The sequence below is a fragment of the Halobacteriovorax sp. YZS-3-1 genome, from assembly GCF_047084945.1.
Taxonomy (GTDB): domain Bacteria; phylum Bdellovibrionota; class Bacteriovoracia; order Bacteriovoracales; family Bacteriovoracaceae; genus Halobacteriovorax_A; species Halobacteriovorax_A vibrionivorans.
This window is the reverse complement of the sequence record NZ_JBKIYI010000001.1, coordinates 956938-981234: the sequence shown is the minus strand read 5'-3', so window position 1 is coordinate 981234 and position 24297 is coordinate 956938. Positions and strand designations below refer to the sequence as shown.

Here is a 24297-nt window from a genome sequence, read left to right as displayed (position 1 = left end):
TTTAAGAAAGTAGAGACTTTATTTCTACTTTCACTTCAGTTAAGTCAAGATCATCAATGTTAGTCGTATTAACAATGAGGCTTTTACAATCTAGCTCTAATTTCTCAATCTTACCTTTTGCGAGTGATTCTTTGAATTCATCGAAGTTTAATTGGTCTTGATGCCCTGGATGTCTTTTTCCAGATAAGGCCCTTGTCTTAAAACGCTCTAATAAGACTTTGCCATTACACTCACAATAAATCGTAAGTACCCTTGCATCATACTTTGAGATAAAGTCTTTTAAAATAGGTGTATCGAATTGATCAGAGAAGTTACTCTCTACTAGCAAGTTTTTAGAAACCTTAAGTTGTGCTTCAATAAAAGAATATAAAATGGGATAACTTGCTTTTCCAAGCTCTCTTGACCAGGCCCTATCCTTAACTCCCAAGCTATCAAATAGACTTTCTTTAATTATATCTTTTCCTATCAATGGTAATGAAAACTCTTTTGCGAGCTCTTTTGAAATCGTCGTCTTTCCCGTTGCAGGTAAGCCAGATACGATAATGAGAAGAGGGCCATTCATTTTAATTCTCCACAAGCTTGGCTATTCCTACAAGCTTTCCATCATCGTAGTAATTTGCCATCTTCATTCCAAACTTTGTCACAAAGTGAATGAAGGTATTATCGACGATTCGAATAACAAATGAGCCATCCTCGCCATTTAAAATATTACGATTACCACCTGTACCTCGCGAGTGGGAATAATTCTTTCCATTTTCATCATATAAGAGAATTTCTGATTGCCCGTCAGTTCCCTTCCCATCATCTGATGAAAAGTAGTCGACATTTAAAACTATACGGTGGCGCTGACCTTTGTATTTACCATCAAAAAAATTAATCTGCCCCGCATAAGAACCATTAATTTTTTGTAGCTCTTTTGCATCATTAATCACTTTTGATTTTGCTAAAAAGACAGTTGGTTCAGTTATCGCTGGAGTTGGAGAATACTTCACCATCTCATATACTTTAGGCTCTTGAGGTGCGCTCACATCAGAAGTCTTACTAGGCATCCCCCATCTTGATTCATTATCTTTATCAGTATTTTGCTTATGCGCTAATTTTTCTTTTATTGAATTTCTTGCAATGAAGTCCGTTGGATCTTTCATGATCTCTTTTACTTCATCTTCTTGAACCTTAACTTTTTCAAGTCCAAGAGCCGCTAAGAATAAAGTAAAGGCTTGCGCAAGGGCTTCATCCCCCGCCTTATCAATAACTGGAACTTCCTTGATCACTTCGACTTTCTTTTCTTTAATAACTTCAACTTCTTTGATTTGAATTTCAGGCTTTGGTATTTGAGATCTTCCAATAAAGAAACCAGCTCCCAGGCTGGCGATGACAGCAATAACTAATGTGTACTTCACTTAAACTTCCTTAATTTAAAATATGAAGTGTTTCCTCTGTTCCATATGTGCAGTTTTCACATGTCACCTCTTCGTGAATATAGAGGTTATCGTGATCGGCTAAATGAGTCACAGTGAATTTGGCCCCACATTTAGGGCAACATTCAATTTGCTTTTTTACGTCTTCAATTTCGCCAAAGTAGCGTACGAAATTTTCGACTTTTACGGACCTTTCCTTCATATCAAGCTCCTCGTCACCTTCTATTTTACCGTATTTACTGAAATTTCGCATATTAAATGAGGTTATTTCATAAAAAACAACAACTTATGTTCATTAACTAATTGGTAATACACTGTATAGCCTTATAATTACTACGGAGTTCGTTTGCCAAAAGTCCTTGAACACGTTAAAACGTGCTATTATTAATAAAACGTAAGGTTGGACCACACCTACCTCTGCATAAGGAACAAAAGGACACACTATGAAAAACATCGAAGCGCTTAGAAATAGCAGCGAAGATATCTTAAACTGCCAGATCAAAGATGATACTGGACTTAATGATTTCCAAAAAACGGCGAATGACGTGCATATCGCAATCCCAAAAGTTGGGATTGAGAGATTTCGTATTCCACTAAATTTTGAACACAGAGATGGAAGTGTGCGCTCAACTGACGCACAAGCTTCAATGTTTGTTTTCTTAGAAGCACACAAGACAGGTGCAAACATGTCTCGCTTCTGTAACATCCTTCAAGCAGAAGGACTTGAGAAGAACGTTAATAACGAATTCTTCGCAACAGTACTTAGAAGATACCGTACAGATCTTCGTGACTATGATACTGAACCATTGATTCCACAGGCCCACCTAACGCTAGACTTTAATTATCCAGTTAAGCAACAGTCACTAAAATCAGGAAACTGGGGTTGGCAATACTACAATGTATCAATGGAAGGAATTGAAGGTCGTGATGGAATTCCATACATCAATTTAACACTTAAGTATGAATACTCATCGACATGCCCATGTTCTCTTTCAATGTCTAAGCAATATGAAGAGCAATACAGAAATGGTGAAACAACTGAAGGAAGTGGTATCGCTTCTGCTCACTCACAAAGATCAGTTGCTACGATTACTGTTAAATACAAAGCAGAGTCGAAATTTCATGTTGAGGACTTAATTGAACTAATGAGAATCGCACTTCCTACAGAGACTCAATCTCTTGTTAAGAGACTTGATGAGCAGGCATTTGCAATCTTAAACGGTGATAATCCAATGTTTGTTGAGCACTCTACAAGAAGAATTTCAGAGGTTCTAAACTCTGAAAAAGAAATCCTAGACTGGCAGGCCAAGGTTGAGCACCTAGAAAGCTTACACAGCCATAATGCTGTCGGATATATCAGAAAAGAACACCCAAAAGCATAAGAAATAGAAGGCCTCTAAATAAGAGGCCTTTATTTTATAAAAAAAATATTATATTTTTTAAATTTCTATATTGACAACTAAGGGTGAAATCCTTATTCTAACTCCACTTCAAATCGGAGGGCGATTAGCTCAGCTGGGAGAGCGCTACCCTTACAAGGTAGATGTCGGCAGTTCGATCCTGTCATCGCCCACCACTTTTTTTCAGTGGAAAACCTCCCATAAATTCACAAACTTTAATTGGAACTCGATGAGTTCTTTTTTTTTATTTAGTTTTACTTCATAATGTTATTTATGAAGAAGAAAAAAAAAATAATAATCATATCTGATACTTGTAGACATACAGGCATTTTAAAGTCTGCAAATTATTTGAATATTTTTTTAAATAAAAAATATGATACAGCTTTAATCCTTACAAAGTATCCCTACAACCTTTTTAAAATTAGAGAAGACATTAAAAAATTATCTATTAATAAAGAAATTGTTTTATTAGTACATGAATGCCAGGGTCTAGCAATAACACACCTAAAACGTCACTATAACGCCAAAGCCTACTTTTTTATTCCAGGTCCTGTATATCTAGAAGAGAAGCATCATAAAAATCTAAAGGACTACGACGGACTTATATGTTCGAATCCAATAATTAAGAATCAAGCAAATACCTTAGGGTTAAAGTACATTGAGTGGATATTTGATTTTCCCGAACTACAACAAATACCATTAAACAATTTTTTACAAAGAAGTAATGAGTTATTGTTTATAGGAAGAGTGATTCCAGAAAAGATATCACCAGAACAAATTAATGAAATATTATTAAATAATCTGAGTATAAAAATAATTGGAGAACACTTGAATGATAATTCTAATAAAGTTACTCCTTATTCTTCTTTAATAGATAAAAAGAATATAATCTTTCAAGATAAAATACCACATCATCAAGCCATTGAGACAATGCAAAAACATAAGTTTATTATTATAACTTCTAAAACTGATAACTTTTCTCTCGCTACGCTAGAAGCAATCTACCAAGGATGTATTCCGCTAATTCTTGACAATAATGATATAAGATATAGCTGGGTTACACAAAAAACCCAAATACACCCTACAATGCAAGACTTAATTACTTATGCTAAAAACATTTTAATGATGGGTATTCAAGAACAACAAGAATTAGCTTTTGATCATAGAAGCGCTGTTATCAAACATATGAAAAGACTATCTTCGTTCAATAACCTTCCATTTTAAAATGGTATCAATGAGCTGACATCATTTCTAACATGTCAGCCAAATAAGGCGACCCTACTGCCATTGTCCAAGAAAAATTCAATATACTTTGTGTTTTTTAGACATAACAATTCGTAAAAAATATAACCTCCACATCAAAACAACTTAATTAATTAAAGGCTTCAACAAATTGAATGTCTAATAAACCGGAGGAATTTATGAAAAAAATTATCGCACTTGCTGCTGCACTACTAAGCGTTTCAACTTTTGCACTATCTGCAAACGATTCTTGGGATACAATCAAGTCTGAAGTATCTGCTGATTGGGATCTTTCATTTGCTGGAACAACTGTATTTGTTGGTCGTCCAGTTAGCGCATTTGACGTATGTCTAGACGGTGACCAATTTGTTACAACTAGAGAATTCCCAATTTACGAAATCGTTAAAGTTGGAAAATCTCACCCAGAAGCTGACGAAGATGGGTATGCATCAGTAATCGTTGGATACGAAATCCTTTCTTTCCCAACAACTTACACTTCATATAAAGAAGTTTGTAGAAACGATGACAAAAACTGTAAGAGAGTTCCTTACACAGTTAACCAAGACCTAACTAAGAACGTATCTGTAAAAGAAGTTGTTAGAAGAAACGTTGGTTCAAATGATCGTACAATTGAAAAAACACTTTTCAAGAAAGAATACGTAATCCCAGCTTGTAACTAATAAATTCAATAGCTTAAGCGTTTTCCCTAAGGCGCTTAAGCTATACTTTTTATAGCATGAGTAGATCTAACAATCTGTTCATGCTATTCCAAGTTCTATGGATAAAACCAACTCCCCACATATCGGCCAAGAACCTCTTGGGCTTATCGATCAAGTCGTTAATGATTTGACTGATAATCTGAAAAGCTATCGCAATATTAAAATTGGCGTAAGACTTATCTCTGATAAAAGTGGAGTTAGTGAAAGGACAATTTATCGATTACTGGCCAAGGAAAATAAGCCTACATACCAAACACTTCTAAAGCTTTACCGAGCTATTTATAACACTAATAATGACACACTTTTATTATCTCTAGTTCCTGAAGTGATAAAGAACGAGATTAATAAGTGTAATCCAAATAGAGCAAGTGAAGGTATTCAGTTTCACGAGAATATTGAAACTCAAATGTTATATGATCGAACTTTTGCTGAGATTTATATCTTAGCAGCATGTTCACCAATAACCAATGAGCTAATTCAATATCGCTACGGAATGAGTGGAATGCTAACTTTAGAAAAGATGCTTGATATGAAAGCGCTCCGACAGACAAAGGCGGGGCTGTATACCCTTGGAGAGAATCAAACGAATTTCAGCGCAAAAACACTTAAGCGCTTAGGAATGTCACTAATTGAAAAGTATAGTAAACCACAAAACGCAGAAGACTATGGAAATAATATCATCGGCTTCTACGCAGAAGGTTTGAGTGACGAAGCTTATAACCGTTGGCTTGAAGTCGACGCTAAGGCTTTTGAAGAAAAAGTTAAAATTGCAAATGAGAGTAAATCAAAAGGAACAAAGAGATCTTTTACATTTATGGTAACAGATACTTTGAATGAGAAATAATATGAAAGAACTAATAATAATTTTAGCATCCCTTTCTATCTATGCAGGCGTAGGAGGAGTTTCAGGTGGACCAAAGCCAACGAAAGATGACTTTGCAAAACTAGGACCAAATACATCATGGGATAAGATTCTAAATGCTAAAAAACTAAGTGATGACATCAAAATAGAAGGAACAACTGTCTTTGTCTCAAGGCCAGTAAGTGCATTTGATACATGTCTTGACGGAGATATTCTCAGAACAACAAGAGAATTTCCTAAGTACGAGAGAATTAAAGTTGGCAAAACACATTTTGGAGCAGATGAAGACGGATATAAATATGTCAAAGTTGGAACTGAAAAGTTAAGCTTCCCTATCACCTACACTACATGGGATAGAGTTTGTGCAAACAATGGCAAGAGATGTCGAGAAGTAACGAAAGAAGTTACAACTGAAACCATAAAAAAGGTGAAAGTAAAAAAAGTAAAAGTCTATAAAAGCAATAGTGATAGGCCTAGAGAAGTAATTCAGGACTCTTTTAATAAAGAATTTATCATTCCTTATTGTCAGTAGATGAACAATTCAAAATAAATTAAGCCGCTAGTAATAGCGGCTTTTTTTTTGCAAAATATGGACAAAATCGTCAAAAACCTTCATTTGTCCTAAAAAACCAAGATTCTTATGACAATGTCGATGAAAATCCCATTAATCGAGTAGAAAAATTGTCACTTTAATTCAATCAAATTAATTTCATCTCATCAAAACAACTAAATAAGAAACAAATTGTTTAAACAACATTTCAAACAATTTAATAACAAACCGGAGGAATTTATGAAAAAATTAATCGCACTTGCTGCTGCATTACTAAGCGTTTCATCTTTTGCACTATCTGCAAACGACACTTGGGATCACATTAGAGAAGAAGTTAAAAATGACGTAGACCTAGTTATGTCTTCAGGATACTCAGTATTCATGGGAACAACTAGAACTACAGCTTTCAACGTATGTGTTAACGGTGAAAACTTCAATACAACTAAGCCATTCCCAATCTACAAGTACGTTAGAACTAATAGAGGTGGAGATAATGATAACTTCAAAAAAGTAATCGTTGGTTACGAAATTCTTTCTTTCCCAATCTCAAGAGTTGTAACTAAAGAAATTTGTTACGGAAAAAACGACAACAGATGTAAAACTTATACAGAAGTTGAAACTCAATCAGTTGTTAGAGACATCACTATTTCTAAGTTAGTTCGTCGTGGTGGAGATCGTGATGACAAGCTAGTAGAGCTTTTCACAAAATCATACGAAATCCCAGCTTGTAACTAATTACGAGTAAGGATCTAGGCAAGTGCCTTTTCCCTAAGGGGCACTTGCTGCTATAAAAAGGCCAAGACACGTTCTTGGCCTTTGTAATTTTTACTACTTAAATGTTTTTAATTACGAAACTGGCACAATTACCGTATAAATTGAAGCATAATGAGAGAAATGACTACAAATGATATCAACAACTTAAAAGATACAACGACCCTTGATCTAAAAGGACAAGTTGCACTCGATATCACGACACATCTCAAACAATTTCGTGATGAATCAATAGGTCTAAGAAAACTATCAGAGAAATCTGGAATCCATCAAAGAACATTAAAACGATTATTGGCCCAAGAAAACCGACCTGGTTATCAAACACTAGTAAGACTTTATAGCTGTCTAGCTGAAAGTCCTAATGGCGGCCTTATGTTAAAGAATATTCCAGAAAGAGTTGCAAAGGAAATTGAAAAAAGATCTCCTATTTCAACCAAGGGTAATCTTCAATATAGTGAAGAAGCAAATCAAGAGATGCTCTATGATAAAGTTTTTGCAGAGATTTACTGTCTTGCCTCAATGTCACCAATTACAAGCGAATATATTCAATATCGCTATGGTATGAGCGGCGTTGAAACAGCAGATAAAATGCTAGACCTTGGAGTTTTAAAACTTACAAAAAAGAATACATACACAATTGGTGATAAACAGATAGAGTTTTCACCTAAACTTGTAAAAAGGCTTGGTTTAAACTTAGTTGAAAAATATTCGAAAACAGAAGATGTTGATCTTGCTGAAAAAAACCTAATCGCATTTTATGCAGAAGGCTTAAGTCCCGAAGGTTATCGAAAGTGGCTAAAAATTGACCAAGAAGCTTTTTATAAAAAAATTAATGTGACTAAGGAAGAAGGAATGCTTGGTGAAATCAAGACATTCACTTTTATGGCCACAGACACAATGAGAAAGGATTAAAATGAAGAATCTAGTATTTATAATATTAATTGGACTTAGCCTAAATACCGTCGCAGGAACTGGCGGAATTAATGGATTCCTAGAACTTAAAAATGACCGCATTGACGCAGGAACTGGCGGTGTAGTTGGTGGAGTTGACGATCTCGATGAACTAAAAGATAAGAACTGGAATATCATCAGAGATCGTGTAAGAAATGACTATAACCTTGATCTTCAAGGTGATATTGCCTTTGTTGGTAAAATAGTATCGGTATTTAACGTTTGTATTGAAAACGACAAACTAAGATCAATTAAGAAAATGCCTGTATACAAAAGAGTATGGCTTGGTGGAAGTAGAGAAAATGATCGATTTAAAGATGTTTTAGCTGGATCAAAATACTATTCATATCCGATTGAGTCTGAAAGTGAAGAAAGAAGGTGTTATGGCCGTAAAGATAATCGCTGTAAAGTTATAAAGAAAGTACGTAGACAAAGCCTAAGTCCAAGTATTACTTTAAGAAAAGATATTACGCGAAATAATAGAAACGGTGATAGAAAATACGTCGAAATCTTCACTAAAAAATACGACATCCCATATTGTAATTAGAAAAATTAATCCTAGGCGCTTATATACTAACGCCTAGGTTTTTTCTATTATCAACAACTACTAAACGAATTGAGTTATCACTAATCTTAAAACGGATGCCATCTGTAAACTTCCCTTTTATATTATCTTTAAGAAGTTCTTTAGTAAGCTCTTCATCACATCTTAGGTTTCCAGTTACTGTAACTGAAAGATCCCCAGATTGAATTAGAGTGATTTTAACAAATTCAATTCGAGAAAATACAAATGGTAAAGATTCGATATAAGAGATTAAACCTTTTTGATATTTGGCCGTCTTGATTCTATCAACAGCATTCTCATTGATATATAGACTTGCATCAAATTCTATTTTTGATAGAGCTATCTCTAAATCACTTTGAACTTCTTCAACCTTTATTTGTTTTTGAGTATTTTCCACCTCTGCCATAATAGGAGCGGCTTGTTCTTTAACAGATTTGATCTCAAAGCGACTTTGAGCTCTCTGGGCCTTTAAACTTCTGGCCTGACCTCTTAACATCTCTAGAGAGTTAACGATTGTCTTTGTCTTATTTTTTTCTTCTTGGAATTCGTCATTAATTAAAGAACATTCCTTTCTTAATTCATTAATTTCAATAGAAACACCTTCTAGAAGTTGACGTGTTGCTTTGTTTTCTTCTCTTTGTTTATTAAGACGTCCTAAAAGCTCATCTCTTTGAATGAGAAGCTCACCTTTTTGTCTTGTGGCCTTATCAATTCCCTCTTCTAATGTTTCCTTATTTAGAAGAACAAGATTCAATTCATCTTCAGTCTTTTGAGAAGCGGCCAATGCTTCATTAAGCTTTTTCTTCTTTTGCTTAAACTCTTTCTCGACTATTTTCTTTTCGTCTAATTCAACATTTAAAAGCTCAAGCTTTTCTTGATGCTTATTTTCAACTTCACTTAATTCAATACTGCTTTTTTCAATTTCTGTATTAAGTTTTACGATTTCTTTTTTTGCTTCTCTAGTATCAACAGCAAGTTTTTTGATTTCTTGATTAAGTTGTACCTTTCTCGTAAGGTTTGACTCTAATTGATTTTCGGCTTCCTCGATTTCTGCTTCGATTGTCGCCATTGCAGCTCTAATATTGTAACAATCATTTTCAATCTTAGTTAATTCTTCATTACTAATAACTTGTTGATTGTTTAAGTCTTTATGCTTTGCTAGAAGCGTATCTCTTTTTAAAGTAAATTCTTGTAAATTACTTTCTTGATTTCTTTTTACACTATCAAGTTCATCTAGCTTTTGTTCTGTTGAGTTAATCATCTTTTCAATAACTTCAACTTCTGTTTTTAAAACCTGCTCTTTACTTCTCTTGTCCTCAACTTCTACTTCCAGCAGCTTCAGTTGCCCATCAAGATTTCTCTTATGTGTCAGATGTCTCTCATATGTATCGCTTTCTCTTTGGATTGCTACATCTAATTTAGAAATTTCTGTTTCTATAGATTCTTTTGCTTTCGATTTTTTATTCTTTATTCTCTCAACTCGCTTTGTATTGGACTTAAGCGATGATAGAGTATTTTCTTTACGTGAAAGTACATCTTTTAAATCGACGACTTTATTCTCTAGTTGCGAGATAATCTCGATATTTTCACTCGTTACTTCTTTATTATTGCTAATCTCTTCTTCTACTTGAGAGATTTTTCTTTCAAAATGAGCAACTTTCTCTTCAACACCTTCCAATTGTTGTACTGTTTGATCTAACTTAGTACACAATTCATCTGCAATTCTATTAAGTTTTGTATTTTCTTGGGCCAATTCTTCAATCTCTTGCCCCTTAGTTTCAATTCGCCCTTCACCGATCTCAATACGTCCCTTTAAACTTCCAATTTGTAAAAGGATTTCATTATTTGATTTAGTGATTTTCTCTTCATCTGCTAGAAGAATATTCATTAAATTATCTTGTTCTTGAATTTCTTCATTAAGAACATCTCTATTTCTCTTAGACTTTTCAACTTTAAGATTTAGAAGATCGATACTTTTTTCTAATTTAAGAGCTGTTTGAGAAAGACTCTCTTTTTCAGATAACAAACGACGTTTTTCGACATCAAGATCAAAAATTTCTTGTCTCAATTCTACTTCACGGCCTTTCTCTTCGTTAATCTCTAGTCTTAAATTCTTAATCTCATTAGATTCGTCTTGTATCTTTCTTTCGAGAGCTTCAATTTGTTTTTCACGATTTAAACAATTTGCAGTAGCCTGATTCTTCTTTGTTTCAAGCTCTTTAAGCGAAATTGTTAATCTTTCACTTTCACTATTTAGAGCACGAATTCTTTTTTCACTTTCAATACTTTCTGCAAGAATTAATTCATATTCTCTCTTTGTTTTCTTATAAGTTCGATCTAGCTCATCAAGTTCTAAGAGAGAGCTTCCCTCTCTTTCCCTTAATGATGTAATCTTTGTTTCTAACTCTTTTTGCTGAACTAGGTTTTCTTCAATTAATTTCTTGAAGCGTCCTGATTCTGACTTTAGCAGTTCCAAGTCAGACTCTAGCTCAAGCTTCTTTTTTTCTTGTGAATCGAGGAGGTAATTTAACTCTTTAAGTTGTGATTTCTCACTTTCTTCTTGAGTTTTAAGCTCCGAAGCCTCTGATTCGAGTCGATTAATTCGAGCTTTAATCTTGAGTATGCTCTGCTTAACAGTTTCTTGCTTTGAATTAACAACTTGCAACTCACTTACTTGATGAGCAAGTTTCTTCTCAAGTTCATTTTTGTGCTCATACGACGCCTCTAGGTCGTACTTCATTCTTTCATAAAGTGTTGCCTCTTCATTTTTCTTGGCTTTAACTTTCTGGCTCTTCTCGATTAATGAAGAGATTTCACTATCAAGTTTAATTCTTTCAGTATTTAATAATTCAATTTGATCTTCTACTTTTTGAATTTCGATATTATCGCTTTCTATTTGTGAAAGCATTTTCTTAATTCTTTTCTTAGTATCCTTAATCTGGTTGCTTACACCTTCTTTCACTTCTGCATTACAGATTTTATTGCCACTAAGAACGTCTAGTTTACTCTTTAAAGTACCCTCTTCACCTTTTAATGTTGCAAGTTCAAGCTTGATCTTATTAATACTTTCTAATTTATCACCATGTGTTTTCGAAAGACCTGTTACCTCTTCCTTTAAACTCGTAATACTTTTTATAACAAGCTGCTTTTGATCGATTAATTCTTTTAGTGATGACTCTTGAGACTTATTTAGAGACTTAATCTTATCTATTCTTTGTTCAAGAATTTCTTTATCCGCTATCTCATCTGTTAGATCAGACTGTAGTCGACGTAAATTATTTTCTGTTTTTTGAAGCTTTATACGCTGTACTTCAATATCTCTTTTTAGTGAATTATTTTCACTAATTGCTTCCTCAAGTAATCGTTGATCTTCAACAATTTTCTCAGCTGCCTGAGCAGTTATTGCTTTGATTTCTTCAGGGTTTTCTTTTACTTTTTTATTCTTTAAATTAAATAGATTCATAGGGTCCTCACTGCCCTATATTTTCTCACTAAATTGTCTTTAAATAAGCATGTGGCAAGATTTGCATTGGCGCGGTGCTAAGTCATTTATCACCAATTTTTTTAATCATATATTCAATAGTTTTGTGTCACAACCTGAGCTTTTTAGTCTATCTTTAACTCTTGTCTTCCCCTCTTTCTAAGTGCATATTAATAAGATGATTTTTCTCTTATATTTGGCCGTTGGCGCTTTTGTTGGAACACTTTCAGGTTTATTTGGAATCGGTGGCGGTGTAATTATTGTCCCAACTCTCTTACTCATTTTTAAAGAACAAGGATTTTCATCAGATATTACGATGTTTATGGCCCTTGGTACTTCTCTAGCAACAATTGTTGTAACTGCAAGTTCATCGACATTAAGACATTACAATATGGGAAATCTCCTATCTGAAGTTACGAAAAAACTAATTCCACCTCTAATCATTGGAATTTGTGCTGGAGCCTATCTCGTTAACCAAGTTGAAGCTAGAACTCTAGAAGGGCTATTTATCACATACCTCTACTTAGTTTCTTTAAAAATGTTATTTTACAAAGTTAAAGTTGATGAACCAAAAGAAACATCTAATTTCCTCTATGCTATTACAGGCTTTATTATTGGTTTGAAGTCTTCAATTTTAGGAATTGGTGGAGGCACAATTAGTGTTCCATTTTTAACTTGGCGCGGTTATGAGATGAAGAATGCAGTGGCCATTTCAGCATCGATAGGAATCCCCATCGCACTTATAAGTAGTGTATTTTATATTTATAGCGGCTTTAATAAAGTGACACCAGATCACTCCCTAGGCTATATCTACTTACCTGCATTCTTTGGAATTTCAATTGCAAGCTTCTTTTTCGCAAAGCTTGGAGCAAAGATTTCAAGTGTGGCCAATCAAGTGCTTATGAAAAAGATTTTTGCTATTATGCTTATCCTTATAGCGATAAAGAAGACGACTAGTTTTATCTCTTAAACGTTTAGGCTCTTATCAATTACTTGTTTTAAGCTAATGAAAGACTCTGTCGATTGAATCTCTTTAATCATCTGAATCTTTCCAATAAGAAATTCATGAAAGTGATTTATATCCTTAACCATGATTTTTACAATTAATGCATAATCACCTGTCGTATAATAGGCTTCAACAATTTCATCCATTTTCTCAAGCTTATCAATTACTTTGTGAATATCTCGTGCATTAACTAAGTGAAGTCCAAGAAGAACCACAACACCATGACCAAGTTTAGCATAATCAACCTTTATAGAGCTTCCTATGATAATGCCAGCTTCCTTAAGCTTTTCCACTCTTTGATGAATAGTTCCACCTGAAACCCCTATTTTTCTGGCCATTTCAAGGAAGGGCATGCGGGCATCTTTTTCCAAAAGCTTAATTATCTTCTTATCAGTACTATCAATTTCGTATTTTTCGGCCATTTTGCCCCTCAAATATACTATATCCTCATTAGATTACTCTATTTATTAAATAATTAATAGTTTGAGATGTTCATAATTGAGAAATTAATAAAAATTACCGATTATTAATAAAAATATGGAGGTTTTCATGTGTGGATTTAGTGTTTTTACCGGAATAGTTGATAAAGAAGAGTTTGAAGTTAAGTTCGATTTAATCGCACACCGCGGTCCAGATCAAAGAGCAATTCACTCTTTGAAAGATGGCCTAATGGGATTTCACCGACTTGCCATTATGGACCTGACAGATGCTGGTTCTCAGCCTTTTATCTCAAAAGCTAAAACACACCTTGTTTGTAATGGAGAAATTTATAATCATCGTCTTTTAAAGACAGACTATATCGAACGCTATGACTTTCAGTCAGACTCTGATTGTGAAGTGATCATCCCTATTTTTGAAGAATATGGTATTGAGAAGTTACTTCTATCACTCGATGGTGAATTTGCTTTTGTTATTGAACAAGATGGTAAGTTCTTTGCAGGCCGAGACCCTATTGGTATCCGTCCCCTATTTTATGGTTATGGAGTTGAGGACGGAAAGATTGCCTTTGCCTCTGAAGTAAAGGCCCTACAAGAGCTATGTAGTGATATTAAACCATTTCCACCAGGCCACTACTACGCTGATGGTAAATTTGTTTCATATTTTGATGTGAGAGAAATTAAAACAAGAAAAGAAGAAGATCTTGAAGCCGTTTATAAGGGAATCCATGATCACCTTGTAGAAGGTGTAAAAAAACGTCTTGATGCAGATGCTCCAGTTGGTTTTCTACTCTCAGGTGGACTTGATTCATCACTAGTTTGCGCTATAGCTGCAAAGTTAAGTGATAAACCAATTAAAACATTTGCTGTGGGTATTGATACAAACCCAATTGATTTAAAATATGCGCGAATTGTTGCAGACTTTCTAGGAAGCGAGCATCATGAAGTTATCTTTACAAAAGAAGAAGCGTTTGCCCATCTCTCAGAGCTAGTTCACAAGCTTGAAACATGGGATATCACAACGATTAGGGCCTCAATGGGGATGTCTCTGGTTTGTAAGTACATCCGTGAGAAAACTGATGTGAAGGTTGTCCTAACAGGCGAAGTTAGCGATGAGCTCTTTGGCTATAAGTATACAGACTTTGCACCAAGTGCACTTGAATTTCAAAAAGAAGCACAAAAACGTGTTCATGAATTATATCTCTATGATGTTCTAAGAGCTGATCGCTCGATTAGTTCTCATTCACTTGAAGCACGAGTACCTTTTAGTGATAAGGCCTTTATTGAATATGTTATGGGAATTGCACCAGAGCAAAAGATGAATTGGTCTGGTGAAGGTAAATATCTTCTTAGAAAAGCTTTTGATCATAGTGAATACCTACCGGATGAGATTCTTTGGCGTGAAAAAGCGGCATTCTCAGATGCTGTAGGACACGATATGGTTGATTGGCTAAAGGCGCTTGCTGAAGATAAGTACAGCGATTCAGACGTTGCTCAGGCACGTGAGAAATATGAGCATTGTACACCTTTTACAAAAGAGTCTTTAATGTATCGAGAAATCTTTGAAACACATTTTCCAGATAAAGCACATTTAATTAAAGATTTTTGGATGCCAAATAAAGAATGGGAAAACTGTCAGGTAGATGATCCATCGGCCCGTGTTCTTCCAAACTACGGTGACTCAGGAGTATAAAAATAAAATTAAAAATAAGAAAGGGCCAATTAAATTGGCCCTTCTTTTAACAAGTATTAATTTTTAGGAGGATAATAGCTTAGTTAGCTACTTCCATCCCGCTCCCAGAATCGATAACCTTCAGTCCTACATGTGACATGAACTTCTCTGGCTCTGTTAATTGTAGAGCAACCTTAAGAACATCTTCAACATGAGTTACTGGATGAACAGATAGTCCTTGCTTGATTTCCGGTGGGATCTCAAGAAGATCTTTTCTATTCTTCTCAGGAATAACAACTGTTTTTACTCCTGCTTGTTTTGCTGCCAGCATCTTCTCTTTTAGGCCACCAATTGGAAGAACACGTCCTCTAATTGTTACCTCACCTGTCATGGCAACATCTTGCCTTACAGGAATTCCAGAGATTGCTGATGTAATGGCCGTAACCATTGTGATACCTGCTGATGGACCGTCTTTTGGAGTCGCTCCCTCAGGTGCATGGATATGAATATCATGTGTTTCAAACCATTCTTTATCAATTCCAAGACGACCTGCAATTGAACGAACATAGCTCATTGCTGCTTTTGCCGACTCAGTCATAACCTCTCCAAGTTTACCAGTGATTTGGATACCACCTTTACCTGGAACTGCAATAACTTCGATATGGAGCATACAACCACCAACTGAAGTATAAGCAAGACCATTTACTAGACCTACTTCTGGCTGCTCTTCGATTACATTATCATCGAATTTAACAGGACCAAGGAACTTCTTAAGTTGTTTAGAAGTGATTGTGAACTTCTTACCTTTTTCAATATCTTTTGTGACAACATCAGTTGCAATCTTTCTTGCAATTGTGTTGAACTGTCTTTCAAGGCCACGAACACCAGCTTCTTTAGTGTAACCACGAACAACGTCCATGATTGTATTTTCACTCATTGAGTATTCGTAAGCATCAAGTCCATTATCTTTCCATGCACGTGGTGCAAGGTACTTCTTAGCGATCTGAGTTTTCTCAATCGGAGTATAACCAGCTAAGTTAATAATCTCCATTCTATCTCTAAGTGGACCTGGAATTTGTCCAAGATCATTTGCTGTCATAACAAACATAACTTTTGATAGATCGTATTCTACTTCAATATAGTGATCACCAAAGTTCTTATTCTGAGCTGGATCTAGAACTTCAAGCATTGCTGCCGCTGGATCCCCTCTCATATCAGATGTCATTTTATCAATTTCATCTAGTAGAATAACTGGGTTTGATGTTCCTGCTTTCTTAACAGCGCTGATGATCTTACCTGGCATAGCACCTACATATGTACGACGGTGACCACGGATTTCAGATTCATCTCTAACACCACCAAGTGAAACTCTTTCAAACTTACGTCCAAGAGACTCAGCAAGTGACTGACAAATCGATGTTTTACCAACACCTGGAGGACCTGCTAGACAAAGGATTGTTCCCTTACCTTCAGAACCAACAAGACTTCTTACTGCAAGATACTCAAGAATTCTCTCTTTTACATCTTTCATTCCGAAGTGGTGATCATCAAGAACTTCTCTTGCATGTTCAACATCATTATTATCTTCTGTGTACTCTCCCCATGGTAGAGAAAGCATCCAGTCAATGTAGTTTCTAACAACTGCAGATTCTGCAGACATTGGAGACATTGACTTAAGTTTCTTAATTTCTTTTGTAACACGCTTAACAGCTTCTTCAGGCATTTTCTTCTTTGCCAGACGCTCTTCCATTTCTTGAACTTCAGACTTCTCATCTTTTTGTCCAAGCTCTTTTTGAATCGCATTCATCTGCTCATTAAGGTAGTACTCTTTTTGAGACTTTTCCATTTGCGACTTAACGCGAGTTCTTATTCTTCTCTCTACGTTAATAATCTCAATTTCACCTTGCATCTTCTCTAATAGAAGTTGAAGACGTTGCTCAATATCCACAGCTTCAAGAATCTCTTGCTTTTCTGGGATCTTCATCGATAAGTGAGCAACAATAATATCAGCTAATCTTGATGGATCAGTGATTGATGAAATACTCATAAGTAATTCAGGTGGAATTCTCTTATTAAGTTTCACATATTGTTCAAATACGTTTTTGATTGAACGTACTGTCGCTTCGATCTTAACTTGTTCTGGAACTTCTGGAACGCATTTAGAAACGTCGGCCCAATAACCTTCACTTCTTGCTTCAAACTCATCGATCGTTGCTCTATACTTCCCTTCGATAAGTACCTTAACTGTATTATCTGGTAGGCGAAGCATCTGAATAATATTTACAACAGTTCCTACATTGTAAACATCTTCACGATCTGGATTTAAAATACTAGCATCTTTTTGTGTGACGAGAAAAAGCTCATTACCATTTTTTGAAGCTTCCTCTAGAGCATTGATTGACTTCTCTCTTCCTACAAATAGTGGAACAACCATATGTGGAAAAATAATCATGTCTCTTAGTGGAAGTAGTGGTAAGTTCTTCGACTCAGTTGACTTCTTGTCTGACATAGCACCTCCTGCACTATTAATACTTGTCATAATTTCATTCTGGGAAAGGATAGGAAAAAGACCTCATGTCTAAATTCTGTTCCTTTAATAAATTGTATCAATATCCCCTCACGTTTTGGAAAGTTTTTTTCGCCGGAATCTTATGCCCCTCAATAAATTCACAGTGTATTAATAGCCTAACCTATGGTTTTTAAAGGCATTTTCCTTACCTGAGCGGTGAACACTGTTTAGCTAAAATATTCTAACATTTAGGCTGTATGAATTTTTTATAATCGTAAATTGAACATCTCTAGAAATAATATCTCTGAACTTTACATTCTTCTCGAAGATTCTTGAGATAAGATTTTGTGAGAGTGTCTCAAGAAATAAGCAAAAAAAAAAGGCCAGACATTAAGTCTGGCCCCTATGGAGTAAGTTAAGAAATATCTTAACTAATTAGAAGTTTGCAATAAGTCTTGCATAACCTGCATCAACCTTAGTGTCAGTATCAGTACCAGCTCCTACAACGTTTTGTGTGTAGCTAGTGTCAACCTGTTGCATCATATAACCAAGAATTAGTCTTAGATCTGAATCAAAATCATATGATCCATATACGTGATGACCTGTTGAATCTGGAGTTTGATAGAAACCGATAGCATCAACATCTGATAGTCCTACAGTGAATGCATATTCATCAGCTTGTAAGAACTCGTATCCTAGCTTGAATTTTCCAAACGAATAACGAGCATCTAGCATGAAAACATTTCCATCATTTTTACCATCACTTCCATCTGTGAAAATACCACCGACACTAGTGATTCCACCTCTAGAGTCAACAGAAGTATGCTTATAAGTAAATCCTAAATCAAGACCTGTTCCAGCAACACCATTTGCTTCTAAGTAAACAACGAAAGCATTATAATCAAAGTATAGATTTGAAATAGCTGCGTCTGTTGTTGGTGATGGAGGTGCTCCTGTCGTCACATTTGAAGTTGCATCAAAGAAGAAATCGTTAAAGCCAACATATTGACCGATGAAATTGAAACGATCTGCCCAACCAAGGTTTAATTTTTCATAGTCAACCATTACTGAGTACATATCCTCAGTAGAAGAAACTTGTACGCCATCAGAATCATTGAAACCAGATTGTCCTGAGCCTCCAATAGCTCTTTGGTTAAGTGGAGTATAAATAGCTCTTACAGCCATTGATCCACCAAATAGTTTTGTTCCATAAGTTAAGGCCATACCATCAAGTTGTGCACCATATGCTAGTTGAGGGTAAGAACCAGATCTAGCCGTTCCTTTTTGTAGGTGGAAAGAAGGTCCTTCAATCGTTGGAAGACGACCAATAGAGAAAGTGAATTGATTATTAATCTTATAATTAATAAACGCTCTTTCTACATAAAGAGTTGCACCATCTTTATTACGACCAGCTCCACCGGCCGCTGCAATAGATGAATCAGCATTAACTCTCTTAGTAAAATCATTGAAGTATTTAGAAGCAGAAAGACGACCATAGAAGTCTAGCCTATCACTTCTCTTTGAGTGGATATCAAATCTTGCCCATAGAGAATACTGATCTTCGTTGTAGTGATCATTTGCTAACTTATCTTCTTCATTGAAGTAGTCATAACGTGACTCAAGCTCACCTGAAAATGACCATGTATTAAGGTCACGAGCAAATTCTAGATCCTCTACTCTGTCTTCTAGAGATGCACCGTATGCAGTTGATGAAAGAACTGCAAGTGCGATAATTGATTTTTTCATTGTATTTAATTTCATTTTTTAGTCTCCTTAAATTAATTATCCACCGATTGATGAAGATGCATCTTTACACTGAAGTGTACATCCGCTTCCAACGTCTACTGTTGCACCAGAACAAGTCTTAAACTTAATAACGGTTCCAGAACGACCTGGTGTTGCCATCTTTTCTGCTTCTGCTTTTGATTTTTTACACTGCTTTACAACAGCATTGATGAAGTCATCTTTTGCACCCGCGAATGCAAAAGGAGACATTAGTGAAACTCCTAATAAAATAGGAAATATCCTAGAAATTCTCATGGCTCCTCCTTGATATGAGAACATAGTTAAATGCTTAAACTACTAATAAAAATTATTTTAGTGAGGTATACGAAAAAAATAAAGAGGCAATCTGCACTTTTCTAAAGAAAAGCTAAAGTAAATCTATCTAAATGTTTAAATTCACTTAATCCATACAGCTTAACGACCAAAAAACCATTTAAGTCGGGAATATAAGGCACCGTAATAACTACGATGCCTTCTTATGATTTGATTCTTTTGGAAATTTTACGACTTTTGCATCTTCAGTTTTTTTTACCTTAGATGTCGATGCATCATTTTTTGTTCTTCCGCCAATTATCTCATTTTGGAGTATTGATAGAACATTTTGAAGATTGTTTGTTTCATTATTTAAATCTTCCGCATATTGAAGCATCTTTGATGCAATTTCTTGATTATCAGAAGAGGCTTCTTGCATCTGATTCATTGCTTGTGAAATATTTGTAACGCCTGTTTCTTGTTCAGATGTCGCTGCTGATATTTCTTGAGACATTGAAGATACATTCATTACACCATGAACAATCTCTTCAAGGGCCCCTGTACACTCTTCTGAAACTTTAATTCCATCATCAATTTTGACACGAGACTGCTCAATCATCGATTCTACAGACTCTTTATTTTCTTTTACGATTTTTTCAACATGGGCAACTGACTTCGTTAGGATTGCATTAATCTCTTCAGATGCAGTTCCAGACATTGCAGCAAGATTTCCAACTTCTTCTGCAACAACAGCAAAGCCCTTACCATGCTCACCTGCTCTGGCCGCTTCTACTGAAGCATTGAATGAAAGAAGCTTTGTTTGAAAAACAATGTCATTAATAACTTGTGTTTTCTCATTAATCTCATTGATCAGATTAACAATTTCAGAGATTTTTTCACTTCCGTCATTTGTCGTTCTAAGGACGTCATCATTTGCTTGTTTAATATTATTCATTGAAGACTTAACTTCCTCAACTTTATGTTTTCCATCCTGTGCAACTCTTTCATTATCCGTTGAAACATCAACCGACGTCGCTGCATTCTGAGCATTCATTTTTACCATGCTTGATAATTCATCAAGGGTAGATGCAGTCTCATGTATTGCCTGCGCTTGATTTGAAGTCAGCTCACTTACACGATGAGAAACCCCATTTAAATTTTCAACAAATTTAACCGTTGATTTGGCAGAGTTTTCTAAGCTTGCAACAACTCCAAGAAGTTGCTTATAAAGATTTCTAACTGTTGCAAAAGAGATAGCAACACAAAGGATTAGAACACCAGCTAATGTGAAATAGAATAAATTTTGAAGTGTTATAATTTCACCATAGGCTTGTTTTTCCGTCATTCCTATAACCAACTTCCACTTCATCATATCAAGGAAGCGGCGATGGTGAATTTCACCAAATGAGTAAAGATATGTTTCCTTACTGTCCCCAAGAATATGAGGATGAAGAATAGTATCTACCTTACCTTCCTTCATCTTGACTGCCATCTCATCATCTGAAGCAATCAATGTTTTTGCTAAATTATAATTTTCAAAGTCATGAAGATTCTTGTCTTTCTTTGCAAGTTCTTTGTCATAAGAAGTGATGACTTTTCCTTCGCTATTAATTAAGTGAATCTCAGAAGAGTCCATTCCATTTGAGTTTAAAGTATGAAAAAGATTCTTCATTTCACTTTCAAACCAGCGGCTTCCCACAAATGCACCTAAAACGGCAATTGGGTCACCATATTCATCTTCAATACGAGTTGAGAAGTATTGCCCCATTCTCTTTTCGCCATACACTTTCGATATCATTTCACTCTCGTGAACTTTTCCAGCAAAAGCACCAAAAATTTTCTTATCGTAATTTTCTGTGTACTCACCTTTTGATGTTTTTTGAAACCAATTATCATTTTTAAAGTTATAAGACTTAAGAAATTCTGTGTTCAGTTTTTCCCCAGTGGCCGTAATTTCGGAATGAGCAATTAGTTTCCCATCTAAACCAATTAGAAATAACATATCTGTATCAGGGTAGAGAGTGACAAGCTCATTTAAAAGAAACGTTGATGCTCCAGGGTCTTTATCTTTGAGATCTTTGTTTCGAGCAAAAGATTGAACGTTATTATAATTAGTGAAGAATTGTTCAGAAATTGAATTTGTTAAATTATTATAATAAAGAGCAAATCCAACTCGCTTACTTGCCTTTTGATCTTCAATTCCTTTTTGAAAAGGGACAAAAACCGCAAATGATATAAATAAAACCATTCCAATTGAAATGAAATAAAGTTTTTCTTTTAGGCCTATGGCCATAAACTTTGTTAATTTTGTTAACACATTCCCTCTAAACATCTCTTATCCCCTAAACATAAAATAGATCTAAATAATTTTTCGGTTAGCTAAGTGTCAACCTTTAGAAATTCTTTAAGTTTCTTAACTAATTTATTAATAATGAAGCGATAAGTGACTGAATTTATGAAAATTAAATAAAGATAGTTACGTAACAGGATTCACATCAAAGATGAAAATAAAAAGGCACGAACTATGTCGTGCCTTATTATTAAGAAAATGTATTCAATTTAATTAAGCTGATTCAATATCTTTCTTGGCCTCAAGAGCTGAGTTCGCAGTTGATGAGAATTCCTTGCGCGGACCTTCTTCAACTCTTGGAGACTCAATTCCTCTAATAGAAGCTTCAGTGATAATAACTTTATTAGCTTTATCATTTGCTGGTACATCATACATAACTTCAAGCATTGTTTGCTCAATGATTGCTCTTAGACCACGAGCACCTGTTTTTCTCTCAAGTGCAGTCTTAGCAATTGCATGAAGTGCTGCTTCTTCAAATTCAAGTTCGATACCATCAAATTCAAAAAGCTTTTGATATTGTTTCGTTACTGCATTCCTTGGTTCAGTAAGAATTGAAACAAGTGCTGCTTCATCAAGCTCTTCAAGTAGAGCATTAACAGGAAGACGTCCAATGAACTCAGGAATTAATCCAAACTTCGTTAGATCTTCTGCTTCAATTCCACCTAGCTTTTGAATTACAGACTCTTCAGCGTCAACAGTTTGCTTAGCAACTAGACCCATTGGTCTCTTAGTCATACGCTTTTCAATGATCTTATCAAGTCCAACAAATGCTCCAGCAACTACAAAGAGAATATTCTTTGTGTTTACCTGGATAAACTCTTGTTGAGGGTGCTTACGACCACCTTTTGGTGGAACTGAAGCAACTGTACCTTCAACTAGCTTAAGTAGTGCCTGTTGAACACCCTCACCAGATACGTCTCTAGTGATTGAAGGGTTTTCAGACTTTCTTGCAATTTTATCAATCTCATCAATATAAACAATTCCACGCTCAGCTCTTTCTACATCGTAGTCACATGCTTGAAGAAGGTTAAGAATAATATTCTCAACGTCCTCACCTACGTAACCAGCTTCAGTTAGAGAAGTTGCATCAGCAATAGCAAATGGAACATTTAGAAACTTTGCTAGTGATTGTGCAATAAGAGTCTTACCTGAACCAGTTGGCCCAGCAAGTAAGATATTCGACTTTGCTAATTCAACAGCATCATCTTTTCTCTTAGAATCACCGTGGGCAATTCTTTTATAGTGGTTATGAACTGCAACTGAAATAATCTTTTTAGCACGATCCTGTCCAATTACATACTCATCAAGGTGCTTCTTGATTTCGTGTGGCTTTGGAACATTATCAAGAGCTGCTTTTGATACAGACTTAACTGTATCCTCGTAGATAATTTCATTACATAGCTCGATACATTCGTCGCATATATAAACACCTGGTCCTGCAATTAACTTCTTTACCTCTTTTTGAGATTTTCCGCAGAAGTTACAAGACAGAGCGCTGTTATATGATCCTTCTTTTTTACTCATTAAAGTTCCTTTCGTTTATATACAGTATTCAACTATAGTTCTATTTCTTGTTTGATTCAATAACGCTATCGATAATTCCTAGCTCAATTGCATCAGTTGGCGACAAGTAATTATCACGATCAGTTGCAGCAACAATTTTTTCCATCGTCATATCAACAGATGAGTGCTTTATGTAAATATTATTTAACTGATCTTTTAATGTTTGAATTTCATTTGCTTGAATCTGAATATCAGAACACTGACCTTGTGCACCACCTAATGGTTGGTGAATCATGATTCTTGAGTGAGGAAGACTATAACGGTGTCCTTTTTCCCCTGCTGTTAGAAGCAGTGATCCCATCGATGCAGCAAGACCAACACAGTAAGTATAAACTGGGCATGATACGTGTTGCATAATATCGTAGATACCTAGGCCTGCATAAACGCTTCCACCTGGTGAATTAATATAGAAGTGAATTGGATCTTCTGGGTTACTTTGCTCAAGGAACATAATCTGAGCAATTAATAAGTTGGCAACAGTGTCATTAACCTGCGTTCCTAGAAAAACAATTCGATCAAGTAATAGTCTTGAGTAAATATCGTATTGTCTCTCTCCTCTTGCTGTTTGTTCAATAACAATTGGATTAGGAATATGTGCCTTTGGATCTGTCATTTTTTCTCCCTAGAAAATGAATTTTTCGATTTCATTCAACATTTCGGTGAGCCGAGTCATTTTCTTTAGATAAAAGTGCAAGTTAAGTAATAATTAATACGTCCCTAAGCAATGGAAATTATTTAAGCTTCACCGCCAAAAGTATCAAAAT

General features: G+C 35.2%; 21 protein-coding genes and 1 tRNA gene. 11 read left to right on the top strand and 11 right to left on the bottom strand.

What is annotated here, in order from left to right; all coding sequences use genetic code 11:
• Position 1: 1 nt before the first annotated feature.
• Genes ACMAZI_RS04715 through ACMAZI_RS04705 form a run of 3 tightly spaced genes read right to left on the bottom strand, consistent with a single transcriptional unit; the run spans position 2 to position 1620 of the window.
• On the bottom strand, positions 2-562 hold the full coding sequence (locus ACMAZI_RS04715) for an AAA family ATPase (protein WP_412473675.1): 561 nt from the start codon (positions 560-562) through the stop codon (positions 2-4).
• Position 563: 1 nt separating this feature from the next.
• Complete coding sequence (locus ACMAZI_RS04710; protein WP_412473676.1) at positions 564-1400, bottom strand: hypothetical protein; 837 nt, start codon at positions 1398-1400, stop codon at positions 564-566.
• A 10-nt stretch (positions 1401-1410) separates the two neighbouring features.
• Positions 1411-1620: a hypothetical protein gene (locus tag ACMAZI_RS04705; protein WP_114705357.1), complete on the bottom strand. Its 210-nt coding sequence runs from the start codon at positions 1618-1620 to the stop codon at positions 1411-1413.
• 241 nt (positions 1621-1861) lie between these two features.
• Between ACMAZI_RS04705 and folE2 the strand changes: the two genes are divergently transcribed.
• The 9 genes from folE2 (at position 1862) to ACMAZI_RS04660 (ending at position 8460) form a co-directional block, all read left to right on the top strand.
• Entirely contained in the window at positions 1862-2800 is a 939-nt protein-coding gene (folE2, locus tag ACMAZI_RS04700) for a GTP cyclohydrolase FolE2 (RefSeq protein WP_114705358.1), read from the top strand.
• A 118-nt stretch (positions 2801-2918) separates the two neighbouring features.
• Positions 2919-2994: transfer RNA gene (locus tag ACMAZI_RS04695), tRNA-Val, on the top strand.
• 97 nt (positions 2995-3091) lie between these two features.
• Positions 3092-4042 carry a glycosyltransferase gene (locus ACMAZI_RS04690; protein WP_412473677.1) on the top strand — a complete coding sequence of 317 codons (951 nt, stop codon included), beginning with the start codon at positions 3092-3094 and terminating at the stop codon, positions 4040-4042.
• Between the two features lie 197 nt (positions 4043-4239).
• Complete coding sequence (locus ACMAZI_RS04685) at positions 4240-4740, top strand: hypothetical protein (RefSeq protein WP_114705359.1); 501 nt, start codon at positions 4240-4242, stop codon at positions 4738-4740.
• Between the two features lie 97 nt (positions 4741-4837).
• Entirely contained in the window at positions 4838-5623 is a 786-nt protein-coding gene (locus ACMAZI_RS04680) for a helix-turn-helix domain-containing protein (protein WP_412473678.1), read from the top strand.
• 1 nt (position 5624) lies between these two features.
• Positions 5625-6173, top strand: coding sequence for a hypothetical protein (locus tag ACMAZI_RS04675; protein ID WP_412473679.1), 549 nt, complete (start codon positions 5625-5627; stop codon positions 6171-6173).
• Between the two features lie 258 nt (positions 6174-6431).
• Complete coding sequence (locus tag ACMAZI_RS04670; protein ID WP_412473680.1) at positions 6432-6926, top strand: hypothetical protein; 495 nt, start codon at positions 6432-6434, stop codon at positions 6924-6926.
• Positions 6927-7085: 159 nt separating this feature from the next.
• Positions 7086-7874, top strand: coding sequence for a hypothetical protein (locus tag ACMAZI_RS04665; RefSeq protein ID WP_133296853.1), 789 nt, complete (start codon positions 7086-7088; stop codon positions 7872-7874).
• Position 7875: 1 nt separating this feature from the next.
• On the top strand, positions 7876-8460 hold the full coding sequence (locus ACMAZI_RS04660; protein WP_114705364.1) for a hypothetical protein: 585 nt from the start codon (positions 7876-7878) through the stop codon (positions 8458-8460).
• A 19-nt stretch (positions 8461-8479) separates the two neighbouring features.
• Here ACMAZI_RS04660 and ACMAZI_RS04655 read toward each other — a convergent pair whose 3' ends face one another.
• On the bottom strand, positions 8480-11941 hold the full coding sequence (locus ACMAZI_RS04655) for a hypothetical protein (RefSeq protein ID WP_412473681.1): 3462 nt from the start codon (positions 11939-11941) through the stop codon (positions 8480-8482).
• A gap of 196 nt (positions 11942-12137) precedes the next feature.
• On the opposite strand from ACMAZI_RS04655, the gene ACMAZI_RS04650 reads away from it, so the two are divergent.
• On the top strand, positions 12138-12929 hold the full coding sequence (locus ACMAZI_RS04650) for a sulfite exporter TauE/SafE family protein (protein WP_412473682.1): 792 nt from the start codon (positions 12138-12140) through the stop codon (positions 12927-12929).
• Here the strand turns inward: ACMAZI_RS04650 and ACMAZI_RS04645 are convergent.
• The gene (locus tag ACMAZI_RS04645) at positions 12926-13387 is read right to left on the bottom strand and encodes an Lrp/AsnC ligand binding domain-containing protein (protein ID WP_114705367.1); all 462 of its coding nucleotides are present in this window, start codon (positions 13385-13387) and stop codon (positions 12926-12928) included. The genes ACMAZI_RS04650 and ACMAZI_RS04645 overlap by 4 nt on opposite strands.
• Before the next feature lie 127 nt (positions 13388-13514).
• Between ACMAZI_RS04645 and asnB the strand changes: the two genes are divergently transcribed.
• A complete protein-coding gene (gene asnB, locus ACMAZI_RS04640) occupies positions 13515-15095 on the top strand; it encodes an asparagine synthase B (RefSeq protein ID WP_412473683.1) in 1581 nt (526 codons plus the stop codon).
• A gap of 79 nt (positions 15096-15174) precedes the next feature.
• On the opposite strand, the gene lon is transcribed toward asnB, so the two are convergent.
• The 6 genes from lon to ACMAZI_RS04610 all read right to left on the bottom strand — a co-directional run bounded on the left by lon (position 15175) and on the right by ACMAZI_RS04610 (position 24146).
• Positions 15175-17583 carry an endopeptidase La gene (lon, locus tag ACMAZI_RS04635; RefSeq protein WP_120405263.1) on the bottom strand — a complete coding sequence of 803 codons (2409 nt, stop codon included), beginning with the start codon at positions 17581-17583 and terminating at the stop codon, positions 15175-15177.
• Positions 17584-18018: 435 nt separating this feature from the next.
• Complete coding sequence (locus ACMAZI_RS04630; RefSeq protein ID WP_412473684.1) at positions 18019-19344, bottom strand: DUF3373 family protein; 1326 nt, start codon at positions 19342-19344, stop codon at positions 18019-18021.
• A gap of 21 nt (positions 19345-19365) precedes the next feature.
• The gene (locus tag ACMAZI_RS04625; protein WP_114705371.1) at positions 19366-19623 is read right to left on the bottom strand and encodes a hypothetical protein; all 258 of its coding nucleotides are present in this window, start codon (positions 19621-19623) and stop codon (positions 19366-19368) included.
• 208 nt (positions 19624-19831) lie between these two features.
• Positions 19832-21937: a methyl-accepting chemotaxis protein gene (locus ACMAZI_RS04620; RefSeq protein ID WP_412473685.1), complete on the bottom strand. Its 2106-nt coding sequence runs from the start codon at positions 21935-21937 to the stop codon at positions 19832-19834.
• A 246-nt stretch (positions 21938-22183) separates the two neighbouring features.
• Positions 22184-23494, bottom strand: coding sequence for an ATP-dependent Clp protease ATP-binding subunit ClpX (clpX, locus tag ACMAZI_RS04615; RefSeq protein ID WP_114705373.1), 1311 nt, complete (start codon positions 23492-23494; stop codon positions 22184-22186).
• Positions 23495-23534: 40 nt separating this feature from the next.
• Complete coding sequence (locus ACMAZI_RS04610) at positions 23535-24146, bottom strand: ATP-dependent Clp protease proteolytic subunit (protein ID WP_114705374.1); 612 nt, start codon at positions 24144-24146, stop codon at positions 23535-23537.
• Positions 24147-24297: the final 151 nt, after the last annotated feature.